The organism is Microcoleus vaginatus FACHB-2002 (assembly GCF_040004035.1).
GTDB lineage: Bacteria > Cyanobacteriota > Cyanobacteriia > Cyanobacteriales > Microcoleaceae > Microcoleus > Microcoleus vaginatus_C.
The window spans coordinates 62216-79668 of sequence record NZ_JAMPLN010000002.1; the positions used below are offsets into that span (position 1 = coordinate 62216).

Genomic DNA, 17453 nt, shown 5'->3' on the forward strand with positions numbered 1-17453 from the left:
GCATCAATTGATGTTAGATTCGGTTAAATGAAAGCGAAATAAGGACACAACATTGTTGTGTCCTTATTTGTATGGCAGGCAATTCAGAATTAATATACATAAAGCTTTAGCTAGCTGCGGGTACTTACAAAAAGGGCTGCCAACCCTTACCCCGATAGCCAAAATCGAAGATTTCGGGATGGAGAATTTCTGCTAAAATTTCTAACGAATCAACCAATCTCGGCCCCGGCCGATTAAAGTAAGAATTGCCGTCAGTTATGTAAACTTTCCCTGTTTTTACTGCTTGCAAATTAGGCCATTCTGCGTATTTAGTTATCTGCATTGCTTCGCTGCGAGTGCGGTTTAAATCAAAGCCGCAAGGCATGAAAATAATTACATCGGGATTAGCTTCTACTAGCGATTCCCATTTTAACCAAGGGGAATGTTCGCCGACAATTCCAAATAGCGAATTGCCTCCCGCCATTGCCACTAATTCGGGAATCCAGTTACCTGCAGCCATCAAAGGCTCAATCCACTCGATGCAAGCTACTTTGGGAACTCTCTCTTTTGTGTTAAGAATAGATGATGCTTGTGTTTGGGAGATAATAGCATCGATGCGGGATTGCAAAAGGTCGATCGCACTTTTGCCATCTACGCCCAAAGCATCAGCAACTCGTTGAATATCCGTCCAGATTTCTGCTAGCAGATTCGGCTGCAAAGAAATAATTTCCGGCTGGCTATTTACTAGCGTGCTTACTGCTTGTTCAACCTCTGTCAGAGAACAAGCGCAGACTTCACATTGAGCTTGAGTAATAATGTGAGTCGGCTGCAATTTTTCCAAAGTATCTATTTCTACTTTATAGACACTCAGCGCATTTTGCAACAATTCTGTCACGCGGTTGTGAATTTCGCTGCTAGTTCCTTCGGGATTGAATTTAGGTTGAGTGCAAACAGGTAAATTTTGGATTTCTGGGGGATAGTCGCATTCGTGGGAACGACCCACAATTGCATCGGTTAATCCTAAAAGTGCTACAATTTCGGTGGCACTGGGAATTAGAGAAACTATTCTGAGTTGGTTCATTGATTTTCTGTTTTTTACAGATTTAGAAGCACAGGCGTAACAGATTTATAAGCACAGGCGGGACGCCCGTGCCACAAAAAAAGGGGTTGTTAAATTTTGAGTTTTTTTAAGTATTGCAAATCTTGCCATCCTTGAATGAGATTACCTTGCATCAGAGCCGCTACACCGTTTAAAATTCTAATTTCCGGTAGATTGGAGTTGAGAGCGAGAGCAGGTTTTAAGGCTGTTTGAGCGGCTTTGGGATGCCAGCCGTACAGGTGTACAAAAGCGAGATAAGCATAAGCGTAAGGGTTTTGAGAGTCGAGTTGAGTGACTTTTTCTAAGGCTGCGATCGCACTTTCGACATTCTGCTGCAATACCCGAGAAAATGCCAAAGCATAAGCCAATTCTAGATTATTTGGTTCCTGCTGCAACCGATATTCTAACGCTTGTTCCGCTTGCACGGTATAATCTTGAATTGGATCGTACTGATTGATGCGCCCAATCTGCTCGAACACAGGTTCTAAACCGGGCAATCCTTTGGGTAAATTAACCGCCATCGCCCGCAATTGAGTCACCAAATCTAACTCAGGCTTATCTGTATTATTCTCGTTTCCACGCTCTGCCTGGAAACGCATATCCAAAGGCTCTGCCTCGATTTTAACACTAACTGCCGGCACATTAATCGGATAAGTTTCGCCGGTTTTCCGATTTAGATAAGTAGCTTGCAGATTGTAAGTTCCCGGTGCAATATTAGCAGGAGGAAGCATCGCCGTGCGATCGACAACTCGAAACCCCACAGCAAATTTATCCGCTTCCAGAATCCCCGGATGCAAAGTCGCCTGGGCGATCGCGCGATCGTGTAAAATCCTGAAAGTCTGTCCCGGTGGAATATCGCCAGACTGCTGATTTTGCCACGTTACCAACACTAAACCAGACTGCAACTGCTGCCAAGGGCCAGACCAAGTATAAGTAACCGGCAGCGCGACTCCGGGAACTGCTTTTGCAGCGACAGTAACTCGATCTAATTGTACTTGCGCTCGCCCTTCATTCAACGGCTGTATTTCGACAGGCTGAACTCGCTTGCGATAAAGATTTAAATTAGTATAATCTGGCAAAACCCAAGTTTTATCTAACTCAAATTTATCCCCTTTTTCAATTGCCGTAACTGCTGCATTTTGAGCTTGTTTAATACGTTCGCGAATCGAACCTTGGGGGCCGCTTTTAGTTACGAACCAAGAGAGCGATCGCACATCTTGCGGGACTTGTTTTAAATTCGTTCCCACCTGCCGCCCGTAAACCTGAAAATTAGCCAAAGCACCGTAAAAATTAAAATTATGCTGGTTAATTTCCGGCGTCGAAGGCAACACGCCTAAAGTAGATTGCAAATAAGGTTCCCTATCAATAATTTCTGCAATTACCTCTCGGTGCGGCCACTCTTTCCCCAAGTAAGGATAGTTAGAATTGCCGGGACTGATAATTTGGACTAAGCTATGTCCCAGAGCACCTCCCAGTGGCAAGATATGGAACAGCATCGCCAGAATTGCCAAGCCAATTGTACCCCAGCGAATTTGTCGTCCCCACCGAGAAGGCCACAGCGTTAAACAGTAGGCTAAGAAAATAGATAAAACTGGCAAATAAGGTATCACATATCGGTCATCTTTGTTGATATTTAGAGAATTAATTAAATAAGCTCCTCCCCAGAAAACAGCCAGCCAGCGACAGGAGTTAATATGCAAGATTGACGAACTATCTTGCCGACGACGCCAATAAAGTATCAATCCTACTAAGGGAATAAGTAACAGAGGCCAAGAAATGTGTTCGGGTAAGTGTTGGCCGTAGTAAATCCAAGCGTCGATCGTATTGATGGCCGGATCTCCTTCGGCGATCGCAGAATCCAGCGTTGCCCGTTTTCCCCCGGTCAAAATTAACAGCCAATTGGTTTTCGCCCACGGGCCAAACACAGCCGCAGACAGCAACAAAGCACCAGTTAATTGACCTAATCTCCCCCAAGCTTTTTGCCGCACAGCACCAACAGCCAACCACACAATCGGGGTAAACAGAAATAATACAGTAGTGTGTTTAACTAATATTGATAAGCCGAGAGAAATTCCAAAGGCGATCGCCCAAAAGAAAGATGACGCGGAGAGTGGGGGAGTGGGGGAGGGGGAGAATTTATACTTTTTCTTTGTTGGTTCCTCCAACTGAGTTCTATCGGTTACATCCGTTAAATCCGTTGCCGAACTTCCTTCTTCCTGACATCCGTTACATCCGTTACAGAATCCGTTGCCGAACTTCCTTCTTCCTTCAGAAGCCTTCCACATAGTCAAACAATAGAAAGCAAAAGTAATCGCTGCAGTGAGGGGATAGTCGAGTAAAAATTGCAAGCGGAACCGATAAAGCCCCGGTAACAAAACGCAAATTGCAGCGGCCCACAAACCGACTTGCCGATTAAATAATTGGACGCCCAGACTGTAGACTGAGGCAAGGAGAATTGCACTAAATAATAGATGAACGAGGGTTGCCCGATCGCCCCCGGTACCAAAAACCTGAAGAAACGGAACCGTTAAGATGTATACCAAGGGGGGAATTTTCGTCGAAAGCAGCCAGAAGTTTGTCCACCACTCCCCGGAAAGCCACTGAGGATGCTGCAACGCCTGCAAGTATTTCAGGGTGCTAGTCAGGTAGTCTGCTTGATCCCACGCCGGGACAGATCGATCGAGGGCAAACCAGAGGCGATCGCTAATTGCCCCCAGCAGCCAAATTATGCCTAAGACAAGCAGACTCTTGCCCTCGCTGTCCCGATGTTGCTGTGCCATTGCGATTCTTGGATTTTAGGTTGCAGCTTTTAGCTTACAGGCGGGCGGTTCCGGGCGATCGAAAAATTAATTGAGAAAAGTGCTTGCTAAATTCTGTATGTGTCTGCTAAGATAGTAAAGCGCGAAAAAACAAGCCGGGATAGCTCAGTTGGTAGAGCAGTGGACTGAAAATCCACGTGTCACGAGTTCAAGTCTCGTTCCTGGCATCGCAAAGCCCTCACAAAGTTGAGGGCTTTTTTTTGTTTAGGCATTTGCTCCTCGGAGAATCCAAATATTTCTGCCTTTTTTTTAATTAACACTCATAGTGTGTAGATTTAAAGCGTTTTTTCAAGTTAACACTCATAGTGTGTAGATGTGAAACACTTATAAGCTTTATATTTTTGGCGTGACAGAAAATTATCAGCTTAAAATATTTGGCGAACAGGTTCGGAAATTAAGAAAAGCTAGGGGGCTAGGCCAAGAGGAGTTAGCTGAACTAGCAGAACTGCATCGAAATTACATTGGCGGCATAGAACGTGGCGAGAGAAATGTCGCTCTTCTGAATATTGTGCGTCTAGCTAAAGCTTTGGAAGTACCGCTAAGCAAATTGTTGGAGGGGATAGAGTCAATGACTTCACCTTATGCGGGGCTTGCCACAGAAGATTGGGCACTAAAAACGCGGGAACTGATAGAGATACATCCACTTACCCCCAACGAAATATATGAAGTAGTAATTCAAGTCTGGCGAGAAATATTTGAATCTAATTTTACCAGCAAAAACTATAAAATAGGTGTAGATTTATTTCCCCGTCCCCAAATTATGGGATACTTTTTGCACGAACTCATCCCATTAGAATTGACTAGGCGATACCCAGAAGTTTGGCGTCGCGAAGAAAAGGCTACTGAAAAAGATCTGGTCTGTCTTCTAGATGATTGCTTCTCGATCGAGATTAAAACTTCTTCAAGTAATCGTAATACATATGGAAATCGCAGTTATACTCAACTAAGCACTACTGGTATAGAAGGAAAGAAGAATAAATCGGGCTATTATCTTGTTGTTAATTTCCAGAAATTAAACAAAAACATTCCCGGCTCACAACTTCCGCAGATTAATTTAGTCAGATTTGGATGGTTAGACCGAGAAGATTGGCAAGGTCAAGCCGCTGCAACTGGGCAACAAGCGAAATTAAGTCCTGCTGTTGAACGTTATAAATTGCTGCAATTACCAACTTTAGAATAAAGATAACTGTGCTTCTGGGAGTTCCTTATCCCTCAAAAAATCATCTATTCTAGTAGCCACAATCTCACAGTAATCAGCCCTAATTTCAAATCCAATAACTTGACGCTGCAAACCCAGAGCCACAATTGCTGTCGTCCCGGAACCCATAAAGGGATCTAAAACAATTTCGTTTAAATTTGATGCAGACTTGATGATGCGATCGACAACAGCAACAGGAAATTGAGCGGGGTGAGGCGTGCGTTCTTTTGAAGCTCGGTTTTTCCCCGACGTAACTTTTGGGAACTGCCAAACATCCGTCGGATTTTTGCCTTTTAAGTTTACTTTAATCTTGCCGTTCTTTTTCTGATTCGGATATTTCACATTTGGGTCGCGCACTTCATCCAAGTTAAATGTATACTTGTCTTGATTTTTCACATACCAGAGAAACTTTTCATTGCGGGGTGAAAAGAACTTGCTGCCCGCAACTCCTGCGCCGTAGTTCCAGACAACTTCTTGAATTAGATAAAAAGGCACTTTGTCCCAAAGCAGGTAGGAAATCGGAATTGCTTTTGCCCGATCGCGAATTGAGAAATAACCTAAATTCAGCCAAAACGCTCCTCGATCGAGCGTTACCCGGTAAACCTCCGCTATCCACTGCTCGCACCAGTTTAAATACTCATCTAACACCAAGGATTTTTCGTACTCTTTGCCGATGTTATAAGGCGGGCTGGTAACGGTTAAATCTACAAATTGATCGGGCAGCAGCTTCAATGCTTCCAAGCAATCCATGTTATAAATTAAGCAATTAGGAGCTTGAAAGTACGGTTTACCTAAAATCTTCGCGATATCAGTCAAGCTCATGAAATATTGGGGAGATATTTTGTTGACAAAGTGTAAAATTTATAGTAAGTGAGTTTAGAAATATTGTCAAACTCATCTGGACTGGGGAATCGCCCTGTCGGAAACAAAAGGTTACAATCACAAATACATTCTATTTCCATAACATTACTGTTTATAGCTTGAACTCCTCAGTGCCAAATAACAACTCCTCAACACAATCCTTTCAATTTGACTCGATCGACAGCGCCCTCGCAGACCTCAAAGCAGGTCGCATGGTGGTAGTAGTCGATGACGAAAATCGCGAAAACGAAGGCGACGTGATTTGTGCCGCCCAATTCGCCACCCCCGACAACATCAATTTCATGGCCGTGAACGCGCGGGGTTTGATTTGTCTGGCATTGAGCGGCGAAAGGCTCGATCGCCTAGAACTGCCCCTGATGGTCAGCAAAAATACTGACAACAACCAAACTGCCTTCACCGTCAGCATCGATGCAGTCAACGGTGTCAGTACCGGCATTTCCGCCGAAGACCGGGCGCGCACTATCCAAGTAGCCATCCACCCGGACACCAAACCTCAAGACTTGCGCCGTCCCGGTCACATTTTCCCCCTGCGGGCGATCGACGGTGGCGTCCTCAAACGCGCCGGTCACACCGAGGCCTCCGTTGACCTCGCCAGACTCGCCGGCCTGTATCCCAGCGGCGTCATCTGCGAAATTCAAAACCCCGACGGTTCGATGGCGAGGTTGCCCGAATTAATCGAGTACGCTAAACTCCACAACCTCAAAATAATTAGTATTGCCGACTTAATTAGCTACCGACTCAAGCACGATCGATTCGTCCGCCGCGAAACCGTCGCCAAATTGCCCACTCAATTCGGCGAGTTTATGATTTACGCCTACCGCGACACCCAAGACAATTCAGAACACGTTGCTATTGTCAAGGGCGACCCGGCAGAATTTAAAGACAAACCCGTGATGGTGCGGGTGCATTCCGAATGCCTGACCGGCGATGCTTTGGGTTCCCTGCGCTGCGACTGCCGGATGCAACTGCAAGCGGCACTGAAAATGATCGAAAATGTCGGTTCTGGCGTCATCGTTTACTTGCGCCAAGAAGGCCGGGGTATTGGATTGGTAAATAAACTAAAAGCTTACTCGCTGCAAGACTTGGGATTGGATACTGTAGAAGCCAACGAACGGTTGGGATTTCCCGCCGACTTGCGGAACTACGGCGTCGGAGCACAAATGCTCAACGATTTGGGAGTTAAAAAAATTCGGTTGATTACCAACAACCCGCGCAAAATTGCGGGTTTGAAAGGTTACGGGATTGAAGTAGCCGATCGCGTCCCCTTACTAATTGAAGCCACAGATTACAACTCGATCTATTTGGCAACAAAAGCCGAAAAACTCGGTCATATGCTACTGCAAACTTATTTAGTAACAGTGGCGATTCAGTGGAACGAAACGAAGGAAGAAGGTAGAAGCCAGAAAGCAGAAGGGAAAGAGGAAGATTCTGCCATTCAAAATCGGTACGAACACCTCGAAAAGCTGCGGCATTTGGCGGCTAACCAGCACTTGCTGCTGCAAGAAGAAGCGCGGCCGGTGGGAATAGCCCTTTTCGGAGAAGGCTCCCTCATCGTTCATCTAGGCTTCGATCAAGCCGGACTCGCAGCCCCCGATTGGTACAAAGATCCAAACCATCCTTATGTCAGGGCGATCGGCCAAATTTTGGGCGAAATCAGCACTGAGGCGAATTTGCAAACATTAGAATTCATGGTTTCCTCCGGTGCAGATCCGCTCAAAACCCTGCAAGTCCAGCTCGATCGCGAGACATTCCTTTTGTCGGAATTAACCGGAATTTGCGATCGGCTCGAACCTCAAAAAATCTACAGTTTTGCTCCTCTTGCCTGAAGGCAGAAGGTAGAAGCCAACCCCCCTACCCCAGCAGGGGGGAAGGCAGAAGCCAAGAAAAACTGTGAATTTCAGAAGGATACTTGTTGATACCAGCATCTTCCTTTCGTCAGAAAGCAGCCACCAATAAAAACAGTGAATAACTAAGTTGATTGCAGTCTAACAAATCGATATAGCGAACACTTGAGAAAGAAGCGTCGCTGCACATTTATATTATTAAGCAGTATTAATACTCATTAAATTATTCACTAGGACTTTTAGTTAATGTTAATTTTTTTAGACATTGATGGTGTACTTATTCCTGACAGAAGAAATGGAGCGAGTTTGCAAACAGATATAATGAAATTTAATTCAGTTTGCCTTAATCACTTTGAAAATGTCCTTCGTTCCTATCCTAATGTACGAGTAGTAATTTCATCATCCTGGCGTGAAATATTCCCCTTCGAGGTAATCCCGCCATTATTTTCACCAGATATCGCTATCCGTATTATCGGATTCACCCCTTTTCTCAACCCCAAAAATATTCCCCAACACAAATATTTACGACACCAGGAAGTTCTTGAGTATATTCGACAAAATCAAGCAGAAAACTCACCTTGGGTAGCCATTGACGATATTCCAGAACACTATCCGCCAGATGCACCAGTTGTGGCTATTGATGATTACAATGGTTTTGACCAGAACTCAGCAAAGGTACTTTCAGAATATCTAACTTGATTTCAAAGGTTAGGAAAAAAGTATCGGAATAGAGAGGGTGAATTTGACATGGAAATGAACGTTGGTGACTTTCTGCACCGACTCGATCTCAGGGGACAAGCACTTAAAGGCACCAACCTTGGCGGTGCGGAACTCCGGGGAGCCAACCTCCGAGGCACGGATCTCCGAGAAACCAACCTCAGCGGCGCTATGCTCAGGTATGCAGACCTGATTGAAGCCGACCTCAGCGGTGCTAATCTCAGCGGGGCGGATTTAGCTGAATCATTTCTTAATTTAGCTAACCTCACTAGAGCTGATTTGACTGGTGCTGTCCTCCGAGAAGCTAATCTCGTAGGAGCCGAATTCACGGGCGCCAACCTCAAACAAGCAAGTTTGATCAAGGCTAATTTAGTTGGAGCAAATCTCCACGAAGCCAACTTAACCAGAGCCAACCTTAGCGGGGCGGATTTACGCGGTTCTCAGTTGAGCGGCGCCATTTTAGACAAGGCCGTATACAACAACCGGACTATCTTTCCCGAAGATATTGATCCGGGTGCAATGGGAGCATTTTTGCTAGCTCCCAATGCTTCGCTCCCTGGCTTAAATCTGGCTATGGTAGATTTGACCGAAGCCGATTTAAAAGGAGCCGATTTGCGGCGGACAAACTTATACAAAGCTATTTTATTTGGCGCAAAACTCGATCGGGCAAACTTAGCAGGAGCCAACCTCAGCGCAGCGGACTTGAGGGAAGCTAGTTTGAGCGGCACGATTTTGGAGAAAGCTGTTTACAGCAACAAAACATTGTTTTCAGAAGGTATCGACCCCAGTCTGGGCGGAGCTTATTTAATTGCTCCCAATGTATCGCTGCAAGGGGTAAACTTAACCGGAGCCGACTTAAACGGGTCAGATTTAAGCGGAGCTAATTTGAGCGGTTCTAACTTAACTTCGGTCAATCTCAAAAATGTAGACCTCAGCAGAGCTAGCTTAAAAAAAGCTTACCTCAAAGGTGCAAACTTGGAGCAAACAGATTTGAGAGGAGCCGATTTAAGCGGCGCAATTTTACACCAAGTAAACTTGAGTTCTGCTGACCTCCGGGGTGTAGACTTAACAAGGGCTGACCTCAGCGGCGCTAATTTAAGCGATGCAGATTTGAGGGAGACAGATTTCACGGGAGCTACTTTGCTGTTCGCTAACTTGAGCGGGGCAGACTTGAGAGGTGTAGACTTGACAAAAGCTGACCTCAGCGGCGCTAAGTTAAACGAAGCTGACCTCAGAAAAGCAGATTTGATGAGAGTAAATTTGGAGGGAGCAGATTTAACTGAGGCAGACTTGAGCGATGCTCATTTATTCCGAGTTAATCTCAGAGGTGCTAACCTGAAAGGTACTAACCTCAAAGGCGCAAGTTTAAAAGGGGTATTTTTGACCGATGCTTATTTGAGCGAAACCGATTTGGCCGATATACATCTGAGTCCGAGTTTTTTTGAATTGCCACTAGAATCGGAATGGTAATTAGTTGACTGTTAACAATCGAAAATCTAAAATAAAAAATCGCCCATCGAAAATTGCTCGATTATTAACAATCTAAAATCTAAAATCTAAAATCTAAAATGGATCGACCGTTAGGCTCTGTTATTCAAGGCTCCCTGAGCAAGGGATTAGAAGTGCGACTGCACGCCGACGTTTCGGTGGAAGATATGAGGGTGGGGAAATTTCTAGTAGTGCGGGGGGTACGATCGCACTTTTTCTGTATGCTCACCGACGTGTCTCTCGGAACTTCTAGCGCCCGCATTTTATCGAATCCTCCCAATCCCGACGACGATTTTCTTCTGGCAGTGCTAGCCGGTAGCAGCACCTACGGTACGATCGAACTGTCGCCGATGTTGATGTTGACTGCAGAACGAGAAAAACAGCAGGCAATTTTCGACCCGACGCAAAACGGCGGAGTTCGCGAGAATAAGCTGGCGTTAGGAAATTTGGCTTCTTTTGAGTCACAAACCGGTGCGGATATTGAGTTGCTGCCGGTCAAAACTATTCCCAGCCACTTTTCCCAGGTGTTTGATGCCAAAGAAACAGACTTTCGGGCAGTTTTTGGCTGGGAAGATGACCCGTACCGCCGCAATTTTGCGATCGGCAAACCGATTGACATGGACGTTGCTGTGTGCTTGGATTTAGACCGATTTGTGGAACGCAGCAACGGAGTTTTTGGGAAGTCGGGAACGGGAAAATCTTTTCTGACGCGCTTGCTATTGTCGGGAATTATTCGCAAGCAAGCTGCTGTTAATCTAATTTTTGATATGCACTCGGAGTACGGGTGGGAAGCAGTTTCGGAAGGCAAACAGTTCAGCACTGTTAAAGGTTTGCGGCAGTTGTTTCCCGATAAAATGCAGATTTATACCCTCGATCCAGAATCGACCAAACGCCGGGGAGTCCGCGACGCTCAAGAGTTGTTTTTGAGTTTTGATCAAATTGAAGTGGAAGACATCGCGCTAGTGCAGCGTGAGTTAAATTTGTCGGAAGCTAGTATCGAAAATGCGATTATTTTGCGAAATGAGTTGGGAAGTGGTTGGATCAACCAGTTGCTGGAAATGACCAACGAAGATATCCAAATGTTTTGCGAAGAAAAGCGGGGAAATAAGTCTTCGATTATGGCTTTGCAGCGGAAATTAGAGCGCCTGAATGATTTGAAATACATTCGCAAACGCTGTCCAAAAAATTATGTAACTGAAGTTTTGCAGTGTTTGGATGGAGGGAAGAATGTAGTAATTGAGTTCGGTTCCCACTCTGATTTGCTGTCCTATATGTTGGCTGCAAACGTGATTACTCGCCGCATTCACCAAGCTTACGTGCGGAAAGCTGAAAAGTTTTTGCAGAGCAAAAATCCGTGCGATCGCCCGCAGCCATTGGTGATTACCATTGAAGAAGCTCACCGCTTTCTCGATCCGGCGATCGTGCGATCGACTATTTTCGGTACGATCGCCAGAGAAATGCGAAAATACTTCGTAACCTTGCTGATTGTAGACCAGCGTCCTTCCGGCATCGATGCCGAAGTCATGTCGCAAGTAGGCACCCGCATTACAGCCTTGTTAAACGACGATAAAGACATCGATGCTATTTTCACCGGCGTTTCAGGAGGGCAGAGTTTGCGTTCAGTTTTGGCAAAACTCGACTCCAAACAGCAAGCATTAGTTTTGGGGCACGCCGTACCGATGCCCGTAGTCGTGCAAACTCGCCCCTACGATGAGCAATTCTACAGAGAAATCGGGGATATTGACTGGCAAGAAATGCCGGATGAACAAGTATTTGCCGAGGCAGAAGCTGCTAAAATGGATCTGGGGTTCTAGATTGAAAACTGCTAGATTCATTACAGAAATTAGGCAAATGTTACTGTAAATTAGTCTTGGCGAACAATTGGCGATCGCTGGCAATGACAGAAATATCAGATTTTTGCCTCAGTTATAAACGCAAAAGTGCGATCGAACCTCAAAAAAATTAGCCCCCAGCTTTCCGTCAGAAGCTTTTCCCCTTTCACCCCCTCACCCCTCATCCCTAACTGCCCAAAATTTGCCTAAGCTTAAACATGATGGAGATGATGGAGCCTAGGGGCACAATGAAAGTCAAACAGGGCAACAGCCAGCCTTTATACACCTTGTCGTTACTCGTAGCAGAATTGCTTTAGCATATTTAAATAAAAATGTCAAGAAATATTTTAAACAGTTACTCCCATCTAATACGGCGATCGAGTTCGGTTATCTCGCATCCCACCATCTAGGCAGCGAGAAAATTTCAAGCGATGATGGAACAGAGAGCAAAACAAAGCCCTCGAATTGCATGAGTCTGTTTGCATGAGTATTGTGAAGTTAAGTGGCAGTTAAAACTAACAGGGAATTCAAAACCTTAAGGAAAAATGTAGAATCTTGACCTTAAGACAGAGGTTTTTACCCTTTACGATCCTCAAAATTGGGAATAATATTGAGAAAACTAAACTCTTGCTTCACTTCGCCTTGAACTAGCCGTTAAAGCTAGCGAGCTACCGAAAATCGACGGGGATTACTGGAAAATCCAGCACAAAAGTAATCCCAAACAAAAAGCTTCTACCGATCGTCACCGATAAACATGAGGGGAAACATCCCCTTTGTCGCAGTCTTTATCCCACTTGCAAAAGTGGGACAGGGTATCACCAACTTTTTATCTGTTGTTACAAGGAGTGCAATACTCACCCATGTCCACCACAACCCCCAAAAACAAAACAGTGAAAGCCGATCGCATGGGCAGCCGGCCATACTCCTCAACGGATACGGTTCGTACCTATCTGCACGAGATCGGTCGCGTACCCCTGCTAACCCGAGAAGAAGAAATTGTTTTCGGGAAGCAGGTGCAGCAAATGATGAAATTAATCGAAGCAAAACAAGCACTTGCTAAAGAATGGCAGCGGGATCTGACGAATCAAGAGTGGGCTGCCGAAATGGAGTTGACCGAACCTGAACTTAGCCGCATCTTACACATAGGGCGGCGGGCTAAGCAAAAGATGATTGAAGCGAATTTGCGGCTAGTAGTGGCGATCGCCAAAAAATACCAGAAACGCAATATGGAATTCTTGGATTTAATTCAAGAAGGCACCCTTGGTTTAGAACGAGGAGTCGAAAAATTTGACCCGATGCGGGGATACAAATTTTCTACCTATGCCTACTGGTGGATTCGGCAAGCAATTACCCGCGCGATCGCTCAACACGCCCGCACAATTCGATTGCCAATTCACATCACCGAAAAACTCAACAAAATCAAAAAAGTACAGCGGGAACTTACCCAGCAGTTGGGCCGGTCTCCCTCCCCCGGGGAAATTGCTGCAGCCTTGGAACTGCACCCTTCCCAAATTCGGGAATACCTGCTGATGGCAAGACATCCAGTTTCTTTGGACTTGCGGGTAGGAGACAACCAAGATACCGAACTGCAAGAACTCTTAGAAGACGAAACTGCATCTCCCGACAACTACATTACCTCGGAATTGCTGCGGCAAGACCTCGATACTTTAATATCAGAACTGACTCCCCAGCAGCGAGATGTGATAATTCTGCGCTTCGGTTTGGAAGACGGCACAGAAATGTCTCTGGCGAAAGTGGGAGAACGGTTAAATCTCAGCCGGGAACGGGTGCGGCAGCTAGAACATCAAGCCCTTGCCCACCTGCGGCGCCGCCAATCTCAAGTCCGAGAATACTTGGCTAGTTAGTCACTAAAAAAGTTGAGATTTCCCAAAATCTCAACTTTTTTTACGTCTATACCAGTTTGAAAAAAGAATGTGACTGTAAGCCCGTGATTCACACAATTAGGCAATAGGTCATTGCTAATTATTCCATTCTTTAATCTAAAACAGGAGTTACGCACTATCGATCTTAAATCAAGGGTTTGAGATTGCTTCACTACGTAGTCTTCGGACAGAAAATCGTAGTATGTGCGTCCAGGACTATAAAACTTAAAATCTAAAATGGTATTATTTGACGGGTGGATTGCCCAATCAGGGCGGACGCAAAATTTGTCAAAACTAATCTTAGATTTAAGTTCAGGAACCGGGCGGGCGATCGTTCCTTTAAGTTTATAGCCAACATTAAGCCAAATACCCGGTTTCTCTACAATTTTTGTGAAACTGGTACAAGAGGCGCTTGGAACCAGCTATTTTAAATTTAGGGGTCTGGAGTGGTTTTGACTTATTTGATATTGACAGGAAGTTTAGAAGCGATCGCGATCGTGCTTGCTCTCTCGCCCGGTAACTTCAGCATCGCATTCCCCGCACGCCGAGCACACGACTCGGACATCAAATCCGGCGTTTTAAGCTCGCAATCTCAGCCAAATCCTGGGCTAGATACAGCTAGCACAGGTTTAGCAGATGGCATTTACCTCTACGGCCAGTCGAGCCAGCCAGAGGAAATTAAACAAGAATATTTTGTATTTGAAATGCGGCAGAGTAAGGTAGTCGGCGCTTTTTACCTGCCTCGGTCTGCTTTTTACTGTTTTTACGGCACAAGCGATCGAACTCAGTTAAATTTAATAGTAGTGGATAGTTACGACGGCAGTCGCTCTCCCTACTCCGTAAACCTGCAACAATATTACCCAATTTCTACGATCAGCGAGAACGATCGGCGCATCTTGGGTACTTGCAAAGAATCTCACAAGCAGCAGGTGTGGGAAAAGTAGGAAACACGCGCTGCGCCACTCGTCAATAGATTTTAGATTTTAGATTTTAGATTTTAGAATTGAAGAAAGCAACCCTACTGATACATCGGGGGCCCCCGGACCACATTGCTTTCGCTCAGGGTTCAGGAAACAGTAGTAAAATTGCTCCTGAGTTGAGAATTTCGGACGGACACCACACACATGGCAAGATGAAACTGCGTCGGAAAACACTATCGATCATTGGCATTACCATCGCTGGATTGACTGGCATTCTGTATGTCGCCTCCTCAAGCATCCTCTTGGGCAGCATGATCAAAGCAGAGGAACAAGAAGCCACACAGGTTGTCAAGGGAGTGCTCAGCGTGTTCGGGCAAACCGCAGACGAATTCAACTCGCGCTTTGCCGACTGGTCGTCCTGGGACGACACCTACGACTTTATCCAAAACCGCAACTCAGAATACATTGCCTCTAATTTAATTCCAGAAGGGCTGGCTAATATAAGAGTTAATATAGCCGTATTTGTCAATACTTCTGGCAAAATAGTTTACGGTACGGGTTTAGACAGCGAAAAGCTGAAACTAACGCCTGTTCCAGAAGCATTAAAACGGCGCATTTCTCTCAGTGACCCGCTGTTGCAGCACCCTAACACCAAAAGCAGCCTCGCTGGTATCCTGCTGCTACCGTCAGGGCCAATACTGATTACTTCCCGACCTATTCTCACGACTAAAAGCACCGGCCCGATCCGAGGTACGCTGATATTCGGGCGCAATTTGGATGCTGCAGGCATTGCGAAGGTTTCTAAAATTACTCGCTTGCCGCTGATCGTACACAGCGTGAATGAGGCTAATTTGCCTGCTGACTTTCAGCAAATGCGGGAGAAACTGTCGGAAAAAAAACCGATTTTGGTGCGTCCTTTAAGCGAAGAGTCGATCGCGGGTTACGCTCTCATCCGCGATATTTACAACAAACCTGCGCTGCTATTGCGGGTTGATATCCCCAGAGAAATATATCGGCAAGGTCAAATTAGTTTGCTGTACCTGCTGGGGTCTGTAGCGTTAGCGGGAGTTGGGTTGGTCGGCTGCACTCTGCTACTGCTAGAGCGTCTGGTGCTGTCTCGGTTGAGCGGTTTGGCGAAAGCAGTGAACCACGTCAGCAGCAGCCAAGACCTCTCGGTGCGACTGCCGGTTACGGGCGAAGACGAGTTGTCCGACCTTGCCCATACTATCAACGGAATGTTGAGTGCGATCGCCCAAGCCGACAGCGAACAACTTGAGGAAAAAGCCCGCTACCGAGCCGTAGTCGAGCAAGCTACAGATTGCATTTTCCTGTGGGACGCTCAAACCAAACGCCTGTTAGAAGCCAATACAGCGTTTAGAAACTTGCTCGATTACAGTCCTGATGCGATTTCGCAACTGACTATTTACGATATCATCGCTTACTCTAAAGACATAATTGACAACAATATCGAGTTGCTGCTGACGGACAAACAATTTAGAATTGGCGAAGTTCTCTACCGTCGCCGAGACGGTTCCTGCGTGGATGTGGAAGTGAGCGGGAGCGTGATTTCCTACGGCGGCCGCGAGATTATTTGCACGGTTGTCCGCGACATTACCGAGCGCAAACAAGCCGAAGCCCAACTGCGAGCCTCGGAAGAACGCTACAGACTTTTGTTTAAAAATAACCCCCATCCGATGTGGGTTTACGATTTAGAAACTCTGGAATTTATAGCCGTCAATCAGGCTGCTGTCAAACACTACGGCTACACTCGCGACGAATTTCTCAACATGACCGTTGCGGACATTCGTCCTCCCGAAGAGCTGCCGAGATTGCTAGAAAATATCTTCCAAGTAGATGCCGGTATTGAGTTTGCAGGTGTGTGGCAGCACCAGAAAAAAGACGGGACAATTATTGATGTAGAAATTACTTCTTATGCTCTGGTATTTGATAGCAGAAATGCTGAATTAGTGCTGGCTCACGACGTGACCGACCGCTTGCAAGCCGAGGCAGAACTCTACAAGGCAAAGGAAGCCGCAGAAGCAGCTAGTTTGGCTAAAAGTCAGTTTTTGGCTAACATGAGCCACGAACTGCGAACTCCTCTGAATGCGATTATCGGTTACAGCGAGATTCTGCAAGAAGAGGCTTTAGATTTGGGCGAAGAAAATTTTGTGTCGGATTTGGAGAGAATTCACAATTCAGGCCAGCTTTTACTTTCCTTAATTAATGATATTCTGGACTTGTCGAAGATTGAAGCCGGTCACGCGGAACTTGAATTAGAAACTTTTGACGTGTCGGAGGCTGTTCAAGATGTAGCCAGAACTGTTGAACCGCTATTTTTGCGAAACACTAATCACCTGAATGTGGAATGTCCTAATAATATTGGCGCATTGTATTCCGATCAAATTAAGTTTACTCAAATTTTGTTTAATTTGCTCAGTAATGCAGCTAAGTTTACTCATAAAGGAACAGTTACACTCAGCGTTGAAAGAATTAAAAATGACGAGAAAAGTAGGAATTCGGAACAGTTAATTATTAAGTGTACGGATACGGGAATTGGGATTACTCCTGAACAGCTACAAAAGTTATTTCAACCTTTTACGCAAGCTGATGCCTCGACTACCCGCAAGTACGGAGGTACGGGTTTGGGTTTGGCAATAGCGCAGAAATACTCTCAGATGCTGGGGGGAGAAATTACTGTGATTAGCGAGTTTGGCAAGGGGTCAACTTTTACTTTGATGTTGCCAGCATAGCTCTTTTTAAAATTTGAGAGGGGCGAAAAAGTCTTGACTACC

11 protein-coding genes and 1 tRNA gene are annotated in these 17453 nt (G+C 45.6%); 9 read left to right on the plus strand and 3 right to left on the minus strand.

Annotation, left to right across the window (positions count from 1 at the left end; translation table 11 throughout):
• Positions 1 to 124 precede the first annotated feature (124 nt).
• Together NDI35_RS01990 and NDI35_RS01995 are read right to left on the minus strand one after the other, a co-directional pair.
• Positions 125 to 1060, minus strand: a complete 936-nt coding sequence (locus NDI35_RS01990; protein ID WP_445311267.1) for a cobalamin-binding protein — start codon at positions 1058 to 1060, stop codon at positions 125 to 127.
• Positions 1061 to 1149: 89 nt separating this feature from the next.
• Positions 1150 to 3858, minus strand: coding sequence for a glycosyltransferase family 39 protein (locus tag NDI35_RS01995; protein ID WP_445311268.1), 2709 nt, complete (start codon positions 3856 to 3858; stop codon positions 1150 to 1152).
• 133 nt (positions 3859 to 3991) lie between these two features.
• Between NDI35_RS01995 and NDI35_RS02000 the strand changes: the two genes are divergently transcribed.
• Positions 3992 to 4064: transfer RNA gene (locus tag NDI35_RS02000), tRNA-Phe, on the plus strand.
• 179 nt (positions 4065 to 4243) lie between these two features.
• Positions 4244 to 5077 carry a ScaI family restriction endonuclease gene (locus tag NDI35_RS02005; RefSeq protein ID WP_445311269.1) on the plus strand — a complete coding sequence of 278 codons (834 nt, stop codon included), beginning with the start codon at positions 4244 to 4246 and terminating at the stop codon, positions 5075 to 5077.
• On the opposite strand, the gene NDI35_RS02010 is transcribed toward NDI35_RS02005, so the two are convergent.
• Positions 5069 to 5917, minus strand: a complete 849-nt coding sequence (locus NDI35_RS02010; protein ID WP_445311270.1) for a DNA-methyltransferase — start codon at positions 5915 to 5917, stop codon at positions 5069 to 5071. The genes NDI35_RS02005 and NDI35_RS02010 overlap by 9 nt on opposite strands.
• 170 nt (positions 5918 to 6087) lie before the next feature.
• Between NDI35_RS02010 and ribBA the strand changes: the two genes are divergently transcribed.
• From ribBA to NDI35_RS02045, 7 genes are all read left to right on the plus strand, one after another.
• Positions 6088 to 7803 carry a bifunctional 3,4-dihydroxy-2-butanone-4-phosphate synthase/GTP cyclohydrolase II gene (ribBA, locus tag NDI35_RS02015; RefSeq protein WP_445311271.1) on the plus strand — a complete coding sequence of 572 codons (1716 nt, stop codon included), beginning with the start codon at positions 6088 to 6090 and terminating at the stop codon, positions 7801 to 7803.
• A gap of 264 nt (positions 7804 to 8067) precedes the next feature.
• Positions 8068 to 8520 carry an HAD domain-containing protein gene (locus tag NDI35_RS02020; protein ID WP_445311272.1) on the plus strand — a complete coding sequence of 151 codons (453 nt, stop codon included), beginning with the start codon at positions 8068 to 8070 and terminating at the stop codon, positions 8518 to 8520.
• Between the two features lie 48 nt (positions 8521 to 8568).
• Positions 8569 to 10008, plus strand: coding sequence for a pentapeptide repeat-containing protein (locus NDI35_RS02025; RefSeq protein ID WP_445311273.1), 1440 nt, complete (start codon positions 8569 to 8571; stop codon positions 10006 to 10008).
• A gap of 98 nt (positions 10009 to 10106) precedes the next feature.
• Positions 10107 to 11840 carry a helicase HerA domain-containing protein gene (locus tag NDI35_RS02030; RefSeq protein WP_445311274.1) on the plus strand — a complete coding sequence of 578 codons (1734 nt, stop codon included), beginning with the start codon at positions 10107 to 10109 and terminating at the stop codon, positions 11838 to 11840.
• Between the two features lie 878 nt (positions 11841 to 12718).
• Complete coding sequence (locus NDI35_RS02035; RefSeq protein ID WP_333068118.1) at positions 12719 to 13723, plus strand: RNA polymerase sigma factor, RpoD/SigA family; 1005 nt, start codon at positions 12719 to 12721, stop codon at positions 13721 to 13723.
• Between the two features lie 464 nt (positions 13724 to 14187).
• A complete protein-coding gene (locus tag NDI35_RS02040; protein ID WP_445311275.1) occupies positions 14188 to 14685 on the plus strand; it encodes a hypothetical protein in 498 nt (165 codons plus the stop codon).
• A 188-nt stretch (positions 14686 to 14873) separates the two neighbouring features.
• Positions 14874 to 17411, plus strand: coding sequence for a CHASE4 domain-containing protein (locus NDI35_RS02045; RefSeq protein ID WP_445311276.1), 2538 nt, complete (start codon positions 14874 to 14876; stop codon positions 17409 to 17411).
• The last annotated feature ends 42 nt before the right edge of the window (positions 17412 to 17453 follow it).

What these genes read in the sequence shown, in the direction of transcription:
- NDI35_RS01990 (WP_445311267.1), bottom strand. Translation starts at nt 1,060, where the DNA reads ATGAACCAACTCAGAATAGTTTCTCTAATTCCCAGTGCCACCGAAATT.
- NDI35_RS01995 (WP_445311268.1), bottom strand. Translation starts at nt 3,858, where the DNA reads ATGGCACAGCAACATCGGGACAGCGAGGGCAAGAGTCTGCTTGTCTTA.
- NDI35_RS02010 (WP_445311270.1), bottom strand. Translation starts at nt 5,917, where the DNA reads ATGAGCTTGACTGATATCGCGAAGATTTTAGGTAAACCGTACTTTCAA.
- NDI35_RS02020 (WP_445311272.1), top strand. Translation starts at nt 8,068, where the DNA reads ATGTTAATTTTTTTAGACATTGATGGTGTACTTATTCCTGACAGAAGA.
- NDI35_RS02025 (WP_445311273.1), top strand. Translation starts at nt 8,569, where the DNA reads ATGGAAATGAACGTTGGTGACTTTCTGCACCGACTCGATCTCAGGGGA.
- NDI35_RS02030 (WP_445311274.1), top strand. Translation starts at nt 10,107, where the DNA reads ATGGATCGACCGTTAGGCTCTGTTATTCAAGGCTCCCTGAGCAAGGGA.
- NDI35_RS02035 (WP_333068118.1), top strand. Translation starts at nt 12,719, where the DNA reads ATGTCCACCACAACCCCCAAAAACAAAACAGTGAAAGCCGATCGCATG.
- NDI35_RS02045 (WP_445311276.1), top strand. Translation starts at nt 14,874, where the DNA reads ATGAAACTGCGTCGGAAAACACTATCGATCATTGGCATTACCATCGCT.